This is a genomic window from Qipengyuania pelagi (assembly GCF_009827295.1).
Classification (GTDB): Bacteria; Pseudomonadota; Alphaproteobacteria; order Sphingomonadales; family Sphingomonadaceae; genus Qipengyuania; species Qipengyuania pelagi.
The window spans coordinates 1,843,520-1,860,691 of sequence record NZ_WTYD01000001.1 but is presented as its reverse complement, the minus strand read 5'-3'; the positions used below and the strand labels follow the sequence as shown (position 1 = coordinate 1,860,691).

General features: G+C 64.9%; 14 protein-coding genes. 3 read left to right on the top strand and 11 right to left on the bottom strand.

Annotation, left to right across the window (positions count from 1 at the left end; all coding sequences use genetic code 11):
- Nucleotides 1-186: 186 nt before the first annotated feature.
- The 7 genes from zwf to serS all read right to left on the bottom strand — a co-directional run bounded on the left by zwf (nucleotide 187) and on the right by serS (nucleotide 8,044).
- Nucleotides 187-1,629, bottom strand: coding sequence for a glucose-6-phosphate dehydrogenase (gene zwf, locus GRI47_RS09140; RefSeq protein WP_160660941.1), 1,443 nt, complete (start codon nucleotides 1,627-1,629; stop codon nucleotides 187-189).
- Nucleotides 1,630-1,757: 128 nt separating this feature from the next.
- A complete protein-coding gene (locus GRI47_RS09135; RefSeq protein ID WP_160660940.1) occupies nucleotides 1,758-2,558 on the bottom strand; it encodes a transglutaminase domain-containing protein in 801 nt (266 codons plus the stop codon).
- 85 nt (nucleotides 2,559-2,643) lie between these two features.
- Nucleotides 2,644-3,294: a DUF1345 domain-containing protein gene (locus tag GRI47_RS09130; protein ID WP_160660939.1), complete on the bottom strand. Its 651-nt coding sequence runs from the start codon at nucleotides 3,292-3,294 to the stop codon at nucleotides 2,644-2,646.
- Nucleotides 3,295-3,303: 9 nt separating this feature from the next.
- The gene (rimO, locus tag GRI47_RS09125) at nucleotides 3,304-4,680 is read right to left on the bottom strand and encodes a 30S ribosomal protein S12 methylthiotransferase RimO (protein ID WP_160660938.1); all 1,377 of its coding nucleotides are present in this window, start codon (nucleotides 4,678-4,680) and stop codon (nucleotides 3,304-3,306) included.
- 66 nt (nucleotides 4,681-4,746) lie between these two features.
- The gene (locus tag GRI47_RS09120) at nucleotides 4,747-5,844 is read right to left on the bottom strand and encodes a potassium channel family protein (RefSeq protein WP_160660937.1); all 1,098 of its coding nucleotides are present in this window, start codon (nucleotides 5,842-5,844) and stop codon (nucleotides 4,747-4,749) included.
- Complete coding sequence (gene surE, locus GRI47_RS09115) at nucleotides 5,844-6,617, bottom strand: 5'/3'-nucleotidase SurE (protein WP_160660936.1); 774 nt, start codon at nucleotides 6,615-6,617, stop codon at nucleotides 5,844-5,846. Before surE ends, GRI47_RS09120 begins: the two co-directional genes overlap by 1 nt.
- Complete coding sequence (gene serS / locus GRI47_RS09110) at nucleotides 6,614-8,044, bottom strand: serine--tRNA ligase (protein ID WP_160660935.1); 1,431 nt, start codon at nucleotides 8,042-8,044, stop codon at nucleotides 6,614-6,616. The genes surE and serS overlap by 4 nt, the downstream gene beginning before the upstream one ends.
- A gap of 146 nt (nucleotides 8,045-8,190) precedes the next feature.
- Here serS and GRI47_RS09105 point away from each other — a divergent pair, with 146 nt between their 5' ends.
- Nucleotides 8,191-9,486: a sulfotransferase family protein gene (locus GRI47_RS09105; protein ID WP_237452657.1), complete on the top strand. Its 1,296-nt coding sequence runs from the start codon at nucleotides 8,191-8,193 to the stop codon at nucleotides 9,484-9,486.
- A 139-nt stretch (nucleotides 9,487-9,625) separates the two neighbouring features.
- Here GRI47_RS09105 and GRI47_RS09100 read toward each other — a convergent pair whose 3' ends face one another.
- Nucleotides 9,626-11,986 (bottom strand): TonB-dependent receptor, encoded by a 2,361-nt coding sequence (locus GRI47_RS09100; protein WP_160660934.1) that lies wholly within the window; start codon nucleotides 11,984-11,986, stop codon nucleotides 9,626-9,628.
- A gap of 159 nt (nucleotides 11,987-12,145) precedes the next feature.
- Here GRI47_RS09100 and GRI47_RS09095 point away from each other — a divergent pair, with 159 nt between their 5' ends.
- Together GRI47_RS09095 and GRI47_RS09090 are read left to right on the top strand one after the other, a co-directional pair.
- Nucleotides 12,146-12,832, top strand: coding sequence for a TetR/AcrR family transcriptional regulator (locus GRI47_RS09095; RefSeq protein ID WP_160661395.1), 687 nt, complete (start codon nucleotides 12,146-12,148; stop codon nucleotides 12,830-12,832).
- A 1-nt stretch (nucleotide 12,833) separates the two neighbouring features.
- Nucleotides 12,834-13,052 (top strand): hypothetical protein, encoded by a 219-nt coding sequence (locus GRI47_RS09090; RefSeq protein ID WP_160660933.1) that lies wholly within the window; start codon nucleotides 12,834-12,836, stop codon nucleotides 13,050-13,052.
- 536 nt (nucleotides 13,053-13,588) lie between these two features.
- Here the strand turns inward: GRI47_RS09090 and GRI47_RS09085 are convergent.
- The 3 genes from GRI47_RS09085 to GRI47_RS09075 all read right to left on the bottom strand — a co-directional run bounded on the left by GRI47_RS09085 (nucleotide 13,589) and on the right by GRI47_RS09075 (nucleotide 17,155).
- The gene (locus GRI47_RS09085) at nucleotides 13,589-14,449 is read right to left on the bottom strand and encodes an alpha/beta hydrolase (protein WP_337190669.1); all 861 of its coding nucleotides are present in this window, start codon (nucleotides 14,447-14,449) and stop codon (nucleotides 13,589-13,591) included.
- A gap of 268 nt (nucleotides 14,450-14,717) precedes the next feature.
- Nucleotides 14,718-15,905, bottom strand: coding sequence for an ATP-binding protein (locus GRI47_RS09080; RefSeq protein WP_160660932.1), 1,188 nt, complete (start codon nucleotides 15,903-15,905; stop codon nucleotides 14,718-14,720).
- Complete coding sequence (locus tag GRI47_RS09075; protein ID WP_337190668.1) at nucleotides 15,902-17,155, bottom strand: sigma-54-dependent transcriptional regulator; 1,254 nt, start codon at nucleotides 17,153-17,155, stop codon at nucleotides 15,902-15,904. The genes GRI47_RS09080 and GRI47_RS09075 overlap by 4 nt, the downstream gene beginning before the upstream one ends.
- Nucleotides 17,156-17,172: the final 17 nt, after the last annotated feature.

Sequence of the window (17,172 nt, the reverse complement as noted above, 5' to 3'; positions counted from 1 at the left end):
GCGGCGGCGCTCCTGTTTGGAAAGAAGATTTGGCGCTCACGGAGGCATGGAGGCACGGAGGAGTTCGCTGTTGCGGTGAAGCCGCGTTCCATCCTGGCGAGCATGCCGGGCGAACGGAGGTTCGAATAAAGCGCCTGCGGTGCGGACAGACGCCCTGCGCCTCTGTGCCTTTGCGAGCGAAGAACCCTACTCGTCATGCCAGCTCACTCCGTCGCGTTCGGCAAGGGCGATCGCGGCGCTGGGGCCCCATGTGCCGGCGGTGTAGGTCTTGGGTGGTTCGCCGCTTTCCTCCCAGCGTGCGCGGATCGCGTCGATCCACTCCCACTGCGCTTCCACCTCGTCGCGGCGGACGAACAGGGTCTGGTCGCCTTCGATGAGGTCCAGCAGCAGGCGTTCGTAGGCGATCCGCCGGATCTTGTCGGAAAAGGCGTGCGGCATCGTCACGTCGAGCGGGACCTGGCGCAGCCTCAGCCCCTCGCGATCGAGGCCGGGAACCTTGGCCATGAGCGAGAACTGGATATTCTCTTCCGGCTGGATGCCGATCACGAGCCGGTTGGGCATGGTCTTCGCCCCGCGCCCGGCGAAGATCGAATGCGGGATGCAGCGGAACTGGACCACGATCTCGGTCACGCGCTCGGGCAGTCGCTTGCCCGTGCGCAGATAGAACGGGACGCCCTTCCAGCGCCAATTGTCGACATGGGCCTTGATGGCGACAAAGGTCTCCGTATCGGAGGGCTTGCCCAGCTCGTCGTCGTAACCGGGCACCGCCGCGCCGCCTACGGCGCCGGCGCGGTACTGGCCCGTCACCGTGTCTTCCGATCCGACCGGGCGCAGGGCGCGCAGGACCTTGACCTTCTCATCGCGCACCGCAGTCGCGTCGAAACTGGTCGGCGGCTCCATCGCGACGAGGGCGAGCAATTGCAGCATATGGTTCTGCACCATGTCGCGCAGCGCGCCGCTGTCGTCGTAATAAGCGACCCGCGATTCCAGCCCGACCGTTTCCGCCACGGTGATCTGCACGTGATCGATATAGTTGGAATTCCACACCGGCTCGAACAGGATGTTGCCGAAGCGCAGGGCGAGGAGGTTCTGCACCGTCTCCTTGCCCAGATAATGGTCGATGCGGAAGATGCGGTCCTCGCTGAACTCCGCCGCCACCGCGTCGTTGATTTCCTGGCTGGAGGCGAGATCCGTGCCGAGCGGCTTTTCCAGCCCGATCCGCGTCCGATTGCCCGTCAGCCCCGCCTGGGAGAGGCCGGAAATGGTCGGTTCGAACAGGCTCGGCGCGGTGGACAGGAAGATGGCGAGCCCTTCGCTTTCGCCCTCGACCTGCTTCGCGAGTCGGTCGTAGCCTTCCTGCGTGGTCGCATCGACCGCTTCGTAGCTCAGGCGGTTGAGGAACGTGCCGACCCCGCCGCGTCGCCCCGCGGGAAGGTGTTTTTCCAGCGCCTCGCGCGCGAAATTGCGGAATTCGGACGTGCTCAATTCCGAACGGGCCGTGCCGACGATCTTGAGCTCTGGCGCCAGCAAATCATCGGCATGGAGCGCGCAGAGGGATGGGAGCAGCATACGCTGCGACAGGTCTCCGGTCGCGCCGAACAGAAGCAGCCGGTCCGCTGTGAAGCCCATGTCGTATCTTCCCCTTCCTTACCGCCCCTACACCAAAGGGGCTATCAAACCCGTCCTATAGAGGCCAGCGCGCCGCATACATATTCATCGCTCCCACCGGGGAGTGCTCCCGCCGTACAGGCTGGTCGTCAGTCCTCCCGCGATACTTTGACCGAACTGCGCCGGAAATTGTTGGGGCCGAAACTTGTGAGGAAGCTGACATCGGCGGCATCGCGCCCGACGCCGATCTTCACTGTTTCCGCCGGATCGGCCATTCCGGTGGCATCGACCAATTGCCAGGTGCCGCCGCCTTCGGTCTCGGGATCGCTCAGGAAAACCTCCGCGATGGCGTGAAAGTCCGGCGGTTCCACGCCCGGCGCATAGCAGGCGACATAGCGCGCCGGGATGGTGCTTGCGCGCGCCATCGTCACCAGGACATGCGCGAAATCGCGACATATCCCGCGTCGCTCCACGAAACTGTCGAGCGCATCGGTGCGCGCGTCGCTGACGCCGGACTGATAGGTGAAATGGCTCTCGATCCATTCCTTGATCGCCGCGATCCGCGCGCCGCCCTGGGTCCCGCCGAATTCGGCCTCCACGAAGGGCTGGAACTTGTCCGCGGGGCAATAGCGGGAATCGAACAGATACTGGACCGCTTCGCCCGGCATGTCGTGGGGCAGGATCGGCTGGAGCGTTTCGAGCGCGGCCAATTGGCGGATCGGGCGGACCCTCGCTTGATAATCGACCTCGAAATCGCCCTGGGCGCGCAGCCAGATCCGGGTGCCGATATCGTCCTGCGCCGGGACATGCGCGCGGTGCTCGGCCTCGGTCATGTCGAGCGAACTCGACAGGATTTCATGCTCGGGAATATCCGCCGCTTCAAATTGCAGGAGGACATCGGTCGGCTTGTCGAGCGAGAAGGCGAAGCGGGTGTGGATGGAGATGGTCACGCTTGGGTTACGCGTGAGGGGGGATAGGGTTTCGTCCGAACCCGAAAGATAACGGTCCGGCGTCCCGGCAGCCTGTCTCCCTCGGCTAGATCGAGGCGAGGGCGTTCACGGCAAGAGCGAGGATGCCAAGGTTGAAGGCGAAGGCGAACAAGCCGTGGAACGTCGCGACGCGCCGGATATGCGCGCCGGTAATGTTCACATCCGCAGTCTGGCAGGTCATCCCGATCACGAAGGCGAAATTGACGAAATCGGAAAAGCCTGGCGCCGCATCGCCGGGAAACTGCAACCCGCCCTGTTCGCCGGGCGGTGCGTCTTCAGGCCCGCCATCCGGCCGGTCCCCGTCGCTCCAGTAGAGGCGGACGTAGTGGAAGGTGTAAACCAGATTGGCGAAGCACCAGGTCGCGATCAGCGTGGCGACCATCAGCGCGATTTCTCCTGCCGACAGGGAATTCTTGCCCAGCAGCAGAGTGGACAGCGCACCGGTGACGCTGGCGCAGATGAGCGCGGTGATGAACAGGAGGCCGATCCCGCCGACATCGTTCGCCCGCGCCTCGCGCCGCAACATTTCGGGGCCGCCATGCCGCCACACTCCGATGCAGGACAGGATGAAGGCGAGAACGCCGACATCGAATGCGATCAGAAGCGCGCTGGCCCATGGGACGAAGGCGAGCGCGGGCCACAAGGCTATCGCCATCACCACGAGGAACAGCAGATACCGTTTGTGGTGCAGCCTCATGGGGCGGTTCTAGCCGATGGCGCCAAACAGGTCGTGGGCATCGGCGTCCTCGATCGTGACGTCGAGAATGTCGCCGGGCGCGATATCCGCTCCGACATCGCGCAGGAAGACCTGTCCGTCGATTTCGGGCGCGTCGGCCTGGCTGCGGCCGGTCGCGCCGATATCGCCGTCCTCGTCCGGTTCGCCGACCTCGTCGATAATGACCTTGAGTGTCCTGCCGATCTTGGCCTGGAGCTTGGCGGTCGAGATGCGCTGGGTCACTTCCATCAGGCGGGCATAGCGCTCTTCCTTGACCGCTTCGGGCACCTGATCGGGCAGGGCGTTTGCCTGCGCGCCCTCTACCGGTTCGAAGCGGAAGCCGCCGACCCGGTCGAGCTGGGCTTCCTCGAGCCAGTCGAGCAGATAGCGGAAATCCTCCTCGGTCTCGCCCGGAAAGCCGACGACGAAACTCGACCGGATCGCGATATCGGGGCAGATCGCGCGCCAGTTCTTGAGGCGTTCCAGCACCTTCGCCTCGTTCGCCGGGCGCTTCATGCGTTTCAGGACGGAGGGCGCGGCGTGCTGGAACGGGATGTCGAGATAGGGGGTCAGCAAACCCTCGGCCATCAAGGGGATGACCTGATCGACATGGGGATAGGGGTAGACGTAATGCAGCCGCACCCAGGGCGGGGCGCCGTCCGCCGTGCGCAGGCCGCCCAGTTCGCGGGCGAGATCGGTCATGTGCGCGCGGACCTGGCGCCCCTTCCAGTCACGCGGTTCATGCCGCGTATCGACGCCATAGGCGCTGGTATCCTGGCTGATCACCAGCAATTCCTTCGTCCCCGCCGCGACCAGCTTTTCCGCCTCGCGCAGCACCGCGTCCACGCGGCGGCTGGCGAGCTTGCCACGCAGGTCGGGGATGATGCAGAAGGCGCAGGAGTGATTGCAACCCTCTGAAATCTTGAGGTAACTGTAATGTCTCGGTGTGAGTTTCACATCCGGCTGCGGGATCAGATCGATATACGGACCCTGCGACGGCGGTGCGTGCAGATGCACTGCCTCGACGACCTGCTCGTATTGATGCGCGCCAGTCACTGCGAGGACCTGCGGATGCGCGGCGCGGATGGCGTCGGCCTCTTCGCCCATGCAGCCGGTCACGATCACCCGGCCGTTTTCCGCGATCGCCTCGCCGATAGCTGCAAGGCTTTCCTCCTTCGCGCTGTCGAGGAAACCGCAGGTGTTGACGAGCACCACGTCGGCGCCCGCGTAATCCGGGCTCATCGCATAGCCGTCGGCGCGCAGGCGGGTGAGGATGCGCTCGCTGTCGACCAGCGCCTTGGGGCAGCCGAGCGAGACCATGCCGACCTTTTTCTGGTCGGGAATCAGTGACGGGGATGTGGTGGTCATAAGGGAATCCGGGGGTGTTCGGCGCGCCTCTACACGCAAAACCCCGGTTGCGCCACCATGCGCCCGTCAGTCGGAGCCATCGCCCTTCTGCTCCCCGGTCACGGTCGGAACGATCTCGACGATGACATCGCCGGTCTGGAGCGCCTGGCATTCGCTTTCCCAGAAGCCGAGCGCTTCGCCATTGCGATAGACGCGCAGGCCGCGTCCCCCGCTCGACAATTCGCCGATCGACTTGCCGCATTCCGCCTCGGTCACCTCGCGCTCGATCAGCTGGACCCGGCCCGACACGCTGGCGAGGTCGGCGAGATATTCGGCGATATGCGCGCCCTTGGCGCTGCCCGCCAATAAGAGACCGGTGAACTTGACCGGATTGATGACGTTGTTCGCCCCCGCCTGCCGCGCGAGCGATTCGTTATCGTCGGCGCGCACCACCACGCTGATGGGCACGTGCGGGGCGAGGGCGCGCACGGTCAGGACGATCAGGATCGAAGTGTCGTCGCGTCCGGCGGAGACCAGCACGTTCTGCGCCTGGTCGATATGGACCGCCTTCAGCGTCTCGTCGCGCGTGGCATCCGCCGCCATGACGTTGCAGCCGAGCCGTTCGGCATCGTGCAGCCGTTCCTCGCTTGGGTCGATGACGACGATGCAGCTGGGATCGGTCCCGCGCTCGATCAGTTCGTCGACCGATTGCGATCCCGAAATGCCGAAGCCCAGCACCACGATGTGTTGCGACAATTGCTCCTGGATGCGGGCCATGCGCCATTTCTCCCAGCTGCGCTTGATGATGAAATTGTAGGCGGTGCCCACGAAGATGAAGAACACGGCGAAGCGGATCGGCGTCACGATCACCGCCTCGACCAGCCGCGCCCGGTCCGAAATCGGCGCGATATCGCCGAAGCCGGTGGTGGTGATCGAGATCATGGTGAAATAGATCACGTCGAGGAAACTGACCTCGCCGTCGAGATTGTCGACCAGCCCTTCGCGGTCCCACCAGTGGATCATCACCACGATGCTGATCAGGAACAGTGCCAGGCCGAGGCGGATGCCGAGATCGCCCCAGACCGGGATCTTTACCGCGCGGCGCAGCGGCTGGTAGCGCGGGCCGCGAAAGGAACGCGACCTGCCCTGCGGCGCGATCGTGTCGACCTGCTTCTCGCGGCTCATTACGCGAACCGGTCCGCCAGCGCGCCGAGCGAGGCGTGATGCGTCAGATCGAGTTGGAGCGGGGTGACCGCGACATAGCCCTCGTCGATCGCTTCGAGATCGGTCCCGTGGTCGAGCGTGTGTTCGATCGCTTCGAGGCCGAACCAGTAATACTGGAAGCCGCGCGGATCGCGCCCTTCGACCACGGTGCCGCGCGAATAGTCGTGGAAGCCCTGCCGTACCGCGCGGATGCCCTTGATCTGATCGGGGGCGAGGGCGGGGAAATTGACATTGACCAGCGTGCGATCGGGCAGAGGCGTATCGAGCAGCGGAGTGAGCACGCGCGTGCCCCATTCTCGCGCGGCGGCGAAATAATCTTCCCGCGATCCGTCCTCGCGGCCGCGCACCGGGCCCATGACCTGGCTCAGCGCGATCGAGCGCACGCCCGCCAGCGCCCCTTCGATGGCGGCGGAGACAGTGCCCGAATAGGTGATGTCGTCGCCCAGATTGGCTCCGCGATTGACGCCGGAAAGGATCAGGTCCGGCGTGCCGTCGATCACCTTGCGCAGCCCCATCGTGACCGAATCGGTGGGCGTTCCGGTGACGGAGAAGCGCCGCTCGCCATGCTGGCGCAGGCGCACGGGGCGGGTCAGGGTGAGCGCATGGCCCATGCCGGACTGTTCCTCGTCCGGGGCGCAGATCCAGATATCGTCGCTGAATTCGCGCGCGATCGCCTCGAGCACTTCGAGGCCGGGAGCGTGAATGCCATCGTCATTGGTGAGGAGGATCTTCATCGCGCGCGCGGCTCCAATCGCGATACCCCGCCCATATAGGACAGCAGGGCTTCGGGGACGACGACGCTGCCATCTTCTTCCTGATAATTCTCCAGCACCGCGACCAAAGTCCGCCCGACCGCGAGGCCCGATCCGTTGAGCGTGTGGACGAATTCGGTCTTCTTCGCTCCTGCGCCCTCGTTTTCCGGGCGATAGCGCGCATTCATCCGTCGCGCCTGGAAATCGCCGGTGTTGGAACACGAACTGATCTCGCGCCAGGCGCCCTGGCCCGGCAGCCAGACTTCGAGGTCGAAAGTCTTCTTCGCGCCGAAACCCATGTCCCCGGTGCAGAGCAGCATCCGGCGATAGGGCAGGTTCAGCGCTTCGAGAATGCCTTCCGCGCAGCGCGTCATCCGCTCGTGCTCAGCCTCGCTGTCTTCGGGGCGGCAGATGCTGACCAGCTCGACCTTTTCGAACTGGTGCTGGCGAATGAACCCGCGCGTATCGCGCCCCGCCGACCCGGCCTCGGATCGGAAGCAGAGCGTGTGGGCCGTCATGCGGATCGGGTCCGAAAGATCGTCGATGATTTCGCCCGCCACCGAATAGGTGAGGGGAACCTCGGAGGTCGGGACGAGCCAGCGTCGATCTGCGTTGTCCATCGCACGAAGGCGCTTATGAATTTCGACGCTCTCTTTCGCAGCAGCGTCTGGCTCGAATACATCACCCATCCTTTTATAACGGGCGGCAGTTTCTTCCTCAATGCGGTCCCAGTCGTGACGTACTTCAGTTGCAAAGCTGTCTTCGGCAAACTTGGGCAGCTTGTCGGTCCCGTACATCGCTTCGTCGTTGACCAGCACCGGCGGGTTGCATTCGGTATAGCCGTTCTCGCGAGTCTGTCGGTCCAACATGAACTGAGCCAGCGCACGGTGGAGCCGCGCCATGTCGCCGCGCAGGAAGGTGAAGCGCGCGCCCGACAGCTTGGTGCCGGTCTCGAAATCCATGCCGAGCGCCGGGCCGAGATCGGCGTGCTCCTTGGGTTCGAAGGTAAATTCGCGCCGGTCGCCCCATTGCGAGACTTCGACATTCCCGGCTTCGTCCTCGCCTTCCGGCACGTCCTCGGCGGGCAGGTTGGGAAGGCGCGCGAGCAGGTCGTTCAATTCGCTCGCGAGCGCGCGGTCCTGCTCTTCCATCTCCGGCATATGCTGCTTGATTTGGGCGACCTCGGCCTTGAGCGCCTCGGCCTTTGCCGTGTCGCCCTGACCCATCGCTTGGCCGATCGCCTTCGAGGCGTCGTTGCGGCGGCTCTGCGCCTGTTGCAGGGCGGTCGTCACCTCGCGGCGGCGGGCGTCGAGGGAGAGGATGGTGTCGGCTTGCGGCTCCGCTCCGCGACGGGCCAGCCCCGCGTCGAAAGCGCCGGGGTTCTTACGGATAAAGGCGATATCGTGCATGGCGTTCGCCTATGCCCGCTCGCTTTTGGCTTGGCCAGTCCCATGGATGGGGGCGCGGGCAGGGCACGATGATCGGCTCCAGGCATTGACCCCCCAATACGACAGGCTGCGACACGCTCGCCGTCGCCAGATTGGATAGGACTGACTTGCAAGCCACATCGAAACCGATCCCGGCCATCCCGCCGCGCCGCACGCGCTTTATCGACGGGCTGAATATCGCGGTGAAGCTGGGGCGCCGGACCGGCTTTCTGGACAAGCCTAGCCTCGAAAAAACCGCGCTGCTCGATCACGCCCGCCATACGACCGGCCTCGAGGATTTCGGCGATCCGTGGTTCGAACGGCCGCTGGAGGTCCTGCTCGAATCGGTCGCGCAGGAAGCGCGGCTCAATCCGGCGGGCGAGCTGGCGGCGGAAAAGCAGTTCCACCACGTCCTGCGCGATCGGCTGCTGACCCAATGGTGGTTCGCGCGTCATCCCGAAATTCTCGCCCGGCCCCTGCGGCGCCCGGTGGTCATCGTCGGCCCGATGCGCTCGGGCACCACGCGCCTCCACCGCCTGCTCGCCGCCGACCAGCGCTTTTCGCATATGCGCAGTTTCGAAACGATCAGCCCGGTCCCACGCCCGGAGTTCGAAGAGGTGCTGGCGGGCGAGAAGGAGGACTTCCGCCCCGTCCTCGCCAGCCGCATCATGAAGGTGGCGCGCCTCGCCAATCCGCGCACCCTGTCGATCCATCCCACCGGGCCCTACGAACCCGAAGAGGAACTCGGCCTGCTGGTCGCCAGCTTCTGGGGCATGAAACACGAGGCGCAGTGGCATGTGCCGAGCTACGGGCGATGGTGCGAGAGCGAGGACGCGACGCCCGCCTATCGCCACATGGCGGACCTTCTCAGGCTGATCGGCTGGTCGCAGCAAGTCTCCAGCATCCGTCCATGGATCCTCAAGACCCCCCAGCACATGCTCGACCTGCCCGCGCTGCTTCAAGTGTTTCCCGATGCGCGCCTGATCTTCACCCATCGCGATCCGCAGGCGATCGTCGGTAGCGCCGCCTCGCTGGCGTGGAACCAGACCATCATCTATTCCGACCATGTCGATCCGAAGACGATCGGCGAGGAATGGCTGCGCAAGACCCGGCTGGAGATCGAGCGGATGCAGGCCGCGCGCGCCCTGATCCCGGCAGAGCGGATGATCGACGTCCAGTACGAGGAGATGGATGCCGACTGGCGCGGCACGATGGAGCGGGTCTATCGCTTCCTCGACCTCGACATGGCGCCTGCCGTCGCGGGGATGGAAGATTTCGTCGAGCGGTCACAGCGCCTGAAGCGGCGCCCGCATCGCTACAGCCTCGAACAGTTCGGCCTCACCGCAGAGCGGGTGCACGAGGAACTGGGCGATTACGTGCGCCGCTTCGCAGTGCCACGCGAGGGCCAGGCGGCGGCGGGCTGATCCTCCCCGGACCGGGGAGGGGGACCATCCGCAGGATGGTGGAGGGGCATCCTCTCAGGCGAAGTGATCGCGGTCGGGGTGCCCCTCCACCCCCGCGCCATGCGCGGCGGTCCCCCTCCCCCGTTGGGGGAGGACCCAGTCAGTATTTGAACGTCGCTGTGGCGAAGACCTGGCGCGGATTGCCGTAGAACGCGGTCAGCGTGCCTTCCGGGCCGAGCGTCGGGATCGGGAACCCGTTCGCCCCGAGCGGGATCGCCCCGGTGCGCGGATCGGCGGCGACGAAGGTGTAGCCGCTGGTCTTGTATTCCTTGTCGAACAGGTTCTTGCCGTACACCCCGATGCTGAACCGGTCGCCCGGCGCGGTATAGACCACGCTCGCATCGACGAGGGCATAGCCGTCCTGATCGATATAGGGATTGGGAATCTCGAACTGGTAGGTCTTGCTGCGATAGCTGACCGTGGTGCCCAGATAGAGGTCGCCCGCACCCACCGGCATCGAATAGCTGGCCGTGGCGCTGCCGGTGAATTTCGGCGTGTTCTGGACCTCGCGGAATTCGGAGACATCGGTCGGCGTGTTGGCGATATTGGTGATGTATTCGTCATATTGCGCGTCGATATAGCCGAGTGATCCCGACAGGTTGAACCCGCCGCCCAGCCGCGCGCTGGCTTCGAGCTCCAGGCCCTTGAAGGTCGCCGCACCGGCGTTCGAGACGACCCCGCAGAAGCTGGGCAGGCCCGCCACGGTGCAGGCCACCGATCCGGGGATCTGCACGTCGGTGTAATCGGCATAGAACGCCGCTGCCGCCACGTTCACCATCCCGCCCATCAAGCTGCCCTTGTAGCCGATCTCGTAGCTGTCGACCTGTTCGGGGGCGAAGCTCAGGAAATCGGTGATTTCCGCATCGGTGGGGCGGCCGGGGATGGCGGCGGGCGCGTTGGCGCCGACCCCACGCGGATCGAACCCGCCGCCCTTGAAGCCCTTCGAATAGCTCGCATAGAGATTGTGGTCCGGCGTCGGCATGAAGCTGACCGAGGCGCGGGGCGTAAACTTCTTGAACTCGCGCGACCCGTCGAAATTGGTGCTGGGCGCGCCGAACGGGATGCCTGCGCCGCCGAAGAAGGGCGATCCGCCGCCAAGATAGTTCTGGCGCAGGATATCCGCCCTGCGCTCGTCCCAGGTGTAACGCCCGCCCAGCGATACGCTCAACCGGTCGCCGATATCATAGGTCAGATCGCCGAAGATCGCGTAGGTCTCCGTATCGACATCGGCGCGGGTGAAAGCGGTCAGGCCGTTGAAGGTCGTGAAGATGCGCACGTCGAACAGCGTGTCGGCCTTGGCGTCGAGATAATAGAAGCCGAGCAGGCCGTTCAACGGCCCGTTATCGTAGAGGACCTGGAATTCCTGGCTGATCTGCTCGTTGAAATAGGCACCCGGCACATCGAGATCGACGGCGGGCAGCGCATCGAAATCGATCGGGCTGAAGCTGTCGTCCTTGCGCCAGGCACTGATCGAACGCAGCGTGACCGTGTCGCTGACCATGATCTCCGCATTCATGGCGAGGCCGTAGCTTTCGACCTCCTGCTGGGGATCGGTCAGGCCGCCGCGCGTGTCATAGACGTCTTCGAGCACGGGCGCGCCCGAGCGCAGGCCGGGAATCAGGCGATGGCCGCCGCGCGGATTGCTGTTATCCTTGGTGTAATCGCCGGTGATGCGCAGGAAGACCGGCTCGCCATAGCCGCCCATCTCCATGCTGAGCCGTCCGGCCCAGATATCCTTGTTGTAGTTTTCGAGGCCGGTCGTCAGATTCTCGCCGAACCCGCCGCGCGACAGGCGCGCGATCGATCCGCCGACGCGGATGATGTCGTTCAGCGGCGCGGAGGCCGTCACCACGCCTTCCGCCTGATCGTAGGTCCCGTAGGTCGCGCGGGCCTTGAGCGCGAAATCCTGCGGCATACGGCGCGTCACATATTTCACCGCCCCGCCGATCGTGTTGCGGCCATAGAGCGTGCCCTGCGGCCCGCGCAGCACCTCGATCCGCTCCACATCGTAGATGTCGAGCACGGCGGCCTGCGGGCGGTTCAGATAGACATCGTCGAGATAGATGCCGACGCCCTGTTCGAAGCCCGAAACCGGGTCCTGCTGGCCGATCCCGCGGATGAAGGCAGAGAGGGTGGAATTGGTCGCGCGGCTGGCTTCTAGCGTGACGTTGGGCACCACCTGACCGACATCGGTGATGTCCAGCGCGCCCGCCTTTTCCAATTGGTCGCCGCTCAGCGAGGTGACGGCGATCGGCACGTCGACGAGACGTTCCTCGCGGCGGCGCGCCGTCACGATGATCGTGTTGTCGACGCCCGGCTCTTCCGGTTGCTCGTTCGCATTGGGGCCGGGTTCGACCGGAACCGCCTGGCTGGTCGTCTGCGCAGCGGCGGGAATGGCGAAACCACCGAGGGCGGTGCCGACAAGAAGTCCGGCAAACAGGCGATTGGTGCGATGTGTCATGATGAATCCCTCCCAAGAACGGGCCTGTCCCGCATCACGCGATCGGCCTCTCGCCCGTCCCAATACTGAAACCTGAACCACCTTTCAAGTTTGTTCTTGCGCATGGCGCTCATGCCGCTAGGTCCGCAGGGGGGCGAATGGGAATGGATCGAGGGGATTATGGGCGAAACTGCGACGCAGGCGGATAAGCAGGCGGATAAGCTGCCGCGCACCGAGCGGGGGCGGCGCACCTTGCGGCGGTTGCTTGACGCCGCCGCGCAGGAATTCGGCGAGAAGGGGTTCCACGAAGCCTCGATCAGCGCGATCACCACGCGGGCCGGCGTGGCGCTGGGCAGCTTCTACACCTACTTCGACAGCAAGGACGCGATCTTCCGCGCGCTCGTCTCGGATATGAGCGATGCGGTGAAGCAGGCGGCGCGCGCCGCGATCGACCCTGCGGCCCCGGCGCTCACGATCGAGCGGCAGGCGCTGGCCGGCTTCCTTCGCTTCGCCGCCGAACACAAGGAAGTCTATCGCATTATCGACGAGGCGGAATTCGTCGATCCGGCCAGCTATCGCAGCCATTACGAGACGATCGGCCAGCGCATCGCGGAGCGCCTCGCCAAAGGCGGGGGCCGCGGCGAACTGCGCGACGGGCTCGGCGAGGTCGAAGCCTGGGCGATCATGGGAATGAACGTGTTCCTCGGCCTTCGCTACGCCATCTGGGGGGGCGAGGGCGATCCCGCCCCGATGGACGTGGCGGCACGCGCGAACGCCCTGCTCGAAAGCGGCCTTGCTCGCGATGCGGGCGAGTCGCCCTTGGAACCCGACAGTCGATCCCCCGTTCGTCCTGCAAAGGAGACTTGATATGATCGGCAAGGTTATCGGTGCATTCGTCGGCGACAAGCTGGCCAAGCAGACCAGAGGCATGGGAGGGGCCACCGGCGCCGCCCTCGGCGTGGCGGCGACATCGCTCATCGCCCGGCTGAGCCTGCCGAGTATGCTGGCAATCCTGGCCGGTGGCTATGCCGCCAAGCGCTATTCGGAACGCAATGGCACAACACCCAACCGCGCCGAGATGCCCTGACATACGGTGGGCCGGTTCCGGCATCGTCCGGGACAAGCCGGGATAGAGGCGTGGTCCTGAAAAGGGCCGCGCCTTTTCCATATTTGGTCCGCAGCTGGGAAGGCCGAACGGATCCTGGCCCGCCTTTTTTGCCGACAGACGACCAGCTGGGATAGGGTCAGCAATGCCGGACGGTTTGTTCTGGCTATTGATGAGGGTGAAGGGGCGGCCCGACTTCAGTAGATCGGGCTGCGTTGCTGGCGAAGTAGTCCTTTTCGACCGGCCACCTATCCGCCAGCCCCGTATCGTGACGGCGACACCCTATCGGTGCTAAGCGATAAATGCGGTGGTGCCGCGTAGACGACAAAGACGGTCACTCGACTTGTTGGATGATTTAATCGCCGTTTGCCTGATCATCACATATTTTGTCTGGCGACTCAGCATTTTTAGCGGGAAACAAGAGGTCTGCTCTCGCCCACTTTTCAGAAACGGGCCGACATTCCGCGAACGACTCCATTGCGGACATTCGACTAAGTTGTTCGAAGTCCGCAAAGCCGTCAATCTGCGCCCGTCTCGCCTAGCTTCTCCTCGCACCGGAGTGTCAGACCATATTCTTCCAGCCAGTCGGCTTTGGTCGGCAGGAGATACTGGAGCGCTTCCGGGAGCAGACCGTGAAGCGTGTTCGCGTGGACCAGATCGTTTCGTCGATCGGAATAGCACATGTCCGTGTGGGTATTGGCGACTAGACGTGCAATCCCCTCTTCCGTTTCGCCGCCTTCGTTCGCGAGCGAAATGAACAATGGGGGCCGGTCGGTTTCAGCCATCTCGGCAAATTGCCGGGATAAATGCTGGCCGTTCCATTGCAGGCTGGGGGACAGGGCAGCGTATCCGTCAAACAGATCGGGCGTGTTGACCCATGTTTCGACTACGAAATGCCCGGCTGCGCTCTCTCCCATCAGGAAGGCGCGGCCATCGTCTCTATACTGCGTGCGGATCATCGGAAGGATTTCCGAAGATAGCCACTCGCGGAAGGCATCGCTTTCCCCTGCCGTGGGATAGCGCTCTTGTTCGTCTGGCGTAGAGGTCGGCGGCAACAGTTCGCGTTGGCGATCAACGGTTTCGACACCAACGAAGATCGCAGGCGCGCTGCGCTGCCACATTTGGTTCCAGCGCTCCAGGCCCAGCGTGAGGAAGAAATCCTGCTTCAGGCCCGCGTCGAGCATGATGACGATGGGATAAACTTGCTCGTCCTGATCATACCCCTGCGGTGTTACCAGGTAGACCTTGCGCTCGGCATCGTGGGTTTCCACGAGGTAGGAGGTTCCGATCGTCAGCGGCTCCGACTCAATGACATCGTGCCCATAGACCGGCGTTGCGCTGTAAATCACGGTCGCGGCAAGGAAACCGAAGACTTTCACAGGGGCGGCGCTCCTATTCCCAAGAGTGGAAGACGAGCGGCTTTCGTAGCCCTTCGCCTGAAAACCGCCAGTCCGCCCACTACCCACCGGCTGACGATCAGCGCATATGTGAAACAACCCGAAAGCGGTCGATCCGGCCAGCCGAGCGACCGCTTCAGTGGCTAGATTTCAGGGCGCTCCGCCAAGGGCATGGCGTCTTCATCAGACGCGAGGCAAAACGGACGTCGCGTTCCTCGTGCGATAGCAAACCTTCGCTCTGCGCTTTGTCTCAAGAAAGCTGCCGACGGTGTGCGAGCAAATCCGCTTGCGCTCCGCGATCCGTTGGCAGGCTGAGGCGGAAGGTGGTCGGCTGTGCTGCGACCAGCTCGACAGTGCCCCCGTGGTTACGGGCGATCCGGCGCGCAAGCGCAAGACCGACGCCTGAGCCTCCGGGCTTGGTCGTGTGGAAGGGCCGAAAGATCAGAGCGGCCCGGTCCGGGGCGATCCCCGAGCCATTGTCGGTAACGGTGATTTCCAAGCGTCTTCCAACGCAGGCGAAAGCCAGTCCGACCGCCGGTTCGTCCGCTTCGCAGGCAGCATGGGCGGCATTGCTGAGGAGCGCCCAGACCGCCTGGTGCATCTGGTCGCGGTCCATCGGCCAGTCCCGCGTTTTGCCGATTGACAGCGTAAGAGCTACATGCGGCCATCGCTCGGTGAAGACACGGTCGCAGTCGCTGGCGAACTGGCCAAGCGAAACGCGCGCGAGCCTCGGTTCGGGCAGTCGCGCCAGGTCGCGATAGGCCGAGGCGAAACGGTGCAGGCCTTCGGTTCGCCGGGCGAGCGGCCCGAGGATCTCTTCGAGCAGCGCTTTGTCGAGCGGGTCGGCCCTCAGCGCATGGGTCGCGCTTTCCGCAAGGGACACGACAGGTGCGAGACCGTTCAGTATCTCGTGACCGAGGATTTCGATCAACTCCTCGCTGGCGCGTGTCTCGGCGGCGTGTTCCTCGCGCTCGACGTCGATGAGCGCGGCGACGGTCGTACCTCCGGGAGCCGCGACGCGGTCGATGCGCCATTGGCGTCCTTCGTGGTGAAGGCGGTCCGCAACCGGGTCCGACAGGGCCTTAACCGGCGGCAGGATACGGTCGTCGGTGCCGAACACCGTGCGTGCGGCCCGGTTGAGAACGCGCGCGGCGTCGCCGTCGATCGCCACGAGGGGGGTGGGCGCAGCATCCAGTAGAAGGCGATGCATCAGCGCGGAATCTTCCGGCGATATGCGGTCGGTATCGCGCGGACGAAGGGGCGGGACGCGCGCTGCGTTCCACCATGCGAGCCCCGTCAACCAGATCGTGGCGAGCGCTGCGCCTGTCAGCAGGCCCCAGAGACCGCGCTGCCAGGCGAAGGCGGCTGCCGCTCCCGAGAGCGCCACACCGATGGCCAGGATGGATGCGCGCCAGCCCCGTTTGGGATAGAGCGTCACAGGCCGTAGCGCTCCATCCTGCGGTATAGGGCACCGCGGCTCAGCCCCAGTGCCTTGGCCGTATGGCTGACATTGTGGTGATGTTCGGCAAGCGCGGCGGCGATCATAGCCTTTTGCGACCGTTCGAGATCGTAATCGCGACCCACGTCCGGTTTCGGAGGGGAAGCGGCAGCCGTGCCGGAAAACAGCATCGCTGCATCCACGATTGCGCCATCGGCCAGCAGAGTCGCGCGTTCCATAGCCAGCGCGAGACCGCGCACCTCGTCGGGCCACTCGGCAGCGCGCAGCGCGGCCTCCGCCGCTTCGTCGAGGCGTGGCAGGGGCCGTCCGAAGCGCTCCGCCGCTTCGCGCAGGAAATGGCGCGCAAGGATCGGAATATCGTCCTGCCGCTCGGACAGGCCGGGCACCGCCAGCTCGATGGTCGCGATCCGTCGATGCAGGCCGGGGGTCAGCGCGGCGATACTCTCGACGATGGCGATCGGGCGGACAGCCTCCGATAGGGCCCTTGCCAGGCGATCCTGCGTCGGCTCGTCGAGGCGATCGGGATGACGCAGGATCGCGGTGCCGCGCGCGCCATCGAGCGCCGCCAGTGCGCCGTCTTCCCGCAGATCGATCCGCAGCGGCGCCGTAGCGGCATGCTGCGACGCCCGATGCAGCGACAGGGCCGTCAGCGTCCGCCCCGCGCCCGAAGGGCCTGTAATCGCGACCCCCGCCGAGGTCGGCCCGACGCGGCGGATCAGCGCCCGCACGCGTTCGATCGGGGCACTATCGCCAAGAAGCGCCGCAGGGGCGGTGTCGGGGGAAGGGGTCGCCACTGGCTCGACTACGGATTCGCGGGCTATCGCCGCCTCGACCTTGGCGATCAGATCGGCGTTCTTCCATGGCTTGACCGCGAAATCCCGTGCGCCCGCCTGCATCGCGGCGACGGCTATCCGCATCCCGCCATGCGCGGTCAGCACGACGACGCAGGCCGCCGGATCGTCTGCCATGATCCGTTCGAGGCAGGCAAGGCCTTCGCGCCCGTCGGTCCTGCCGGGCGTGAAATTGAGGTCGAGCACGATCGCGTCGAAGCGCGTTCGAGCGAGGAGCGAGAACGCCTCTTCCGGTCCGCTCGCCACCGTCAGCCGGTGGCCCGCCATGCGGAAGGCTATCTCCATCGCACTCGCAACTTCGGCGCGATCGTCGATCAGGAGAATCGCATGGCTGCTTTTTCCGTTTGACCCTTCGGCGAACTGTCCATTCGTGGACACCGTGTCCGCTCGCGGAC

Coding starts and splice junctions, on each gene's coding strand:
- zwf (WP_160660941.1), bottom strand. CDS start 1,629: ATGGGCTTCACAGCGGACCGGCTGCTTCTGTTCGGCGCGACCGGAGAC.
- GRI47_RS09130 (WP_160660939.1), bottom strand. CDS start 3,294: ATGAGGCTGCACCACAAACGGTATCTGCTGTTCCTCGTGGTGATGGCG.
- rimO (WP_160660938.1), bottom strand. CDS start 4,680: ATGACCACCACATCCCCGTCACTGATTCCCGACCAGAAAAAGGTCGGC.
- GRI47_RS09120 (WP_160660937.1), bottom strand. CDS start 5,844: ATGAGCCGCGAGAAGCAGGTCGACACGATCGCGCCGCAGGGCAGGTCG.
- surE (WP_160660936.1), bottom strand. CDS start 6,617: ATGAAGATCCTCCTCACCAATGACGATGGCATTCACGCTCCCGGCCTC.
- serS (WP_160660935.1), bottom strand. CDS start 8,044: ATGCACGATATCGCCTTTATCCGTAAGAACCCCGGCGCTTTCGACGCG.
- GRI47_RS09100 (WP_160660934.1), bottom strand. CDS start 11,986: ATGACACATCGCACCAATCGCCTGTTTGCCGGACTTCTTGTCGGCACC.
- GRI47_RS09095 (WP_160661395.1), top strand. CDS start 12,146: ATGGGCGAAACTGCGACGCAGGCGGATAAGCAGGCGGATAAGCTGCCG.
- GRI47_RS09090 (WP_160660933.1), top strand. CDS start 12,834: ATGATCGGCAAGGTTATCGGTGCATTCGTCGGCGACAAGCTGGCCAAG.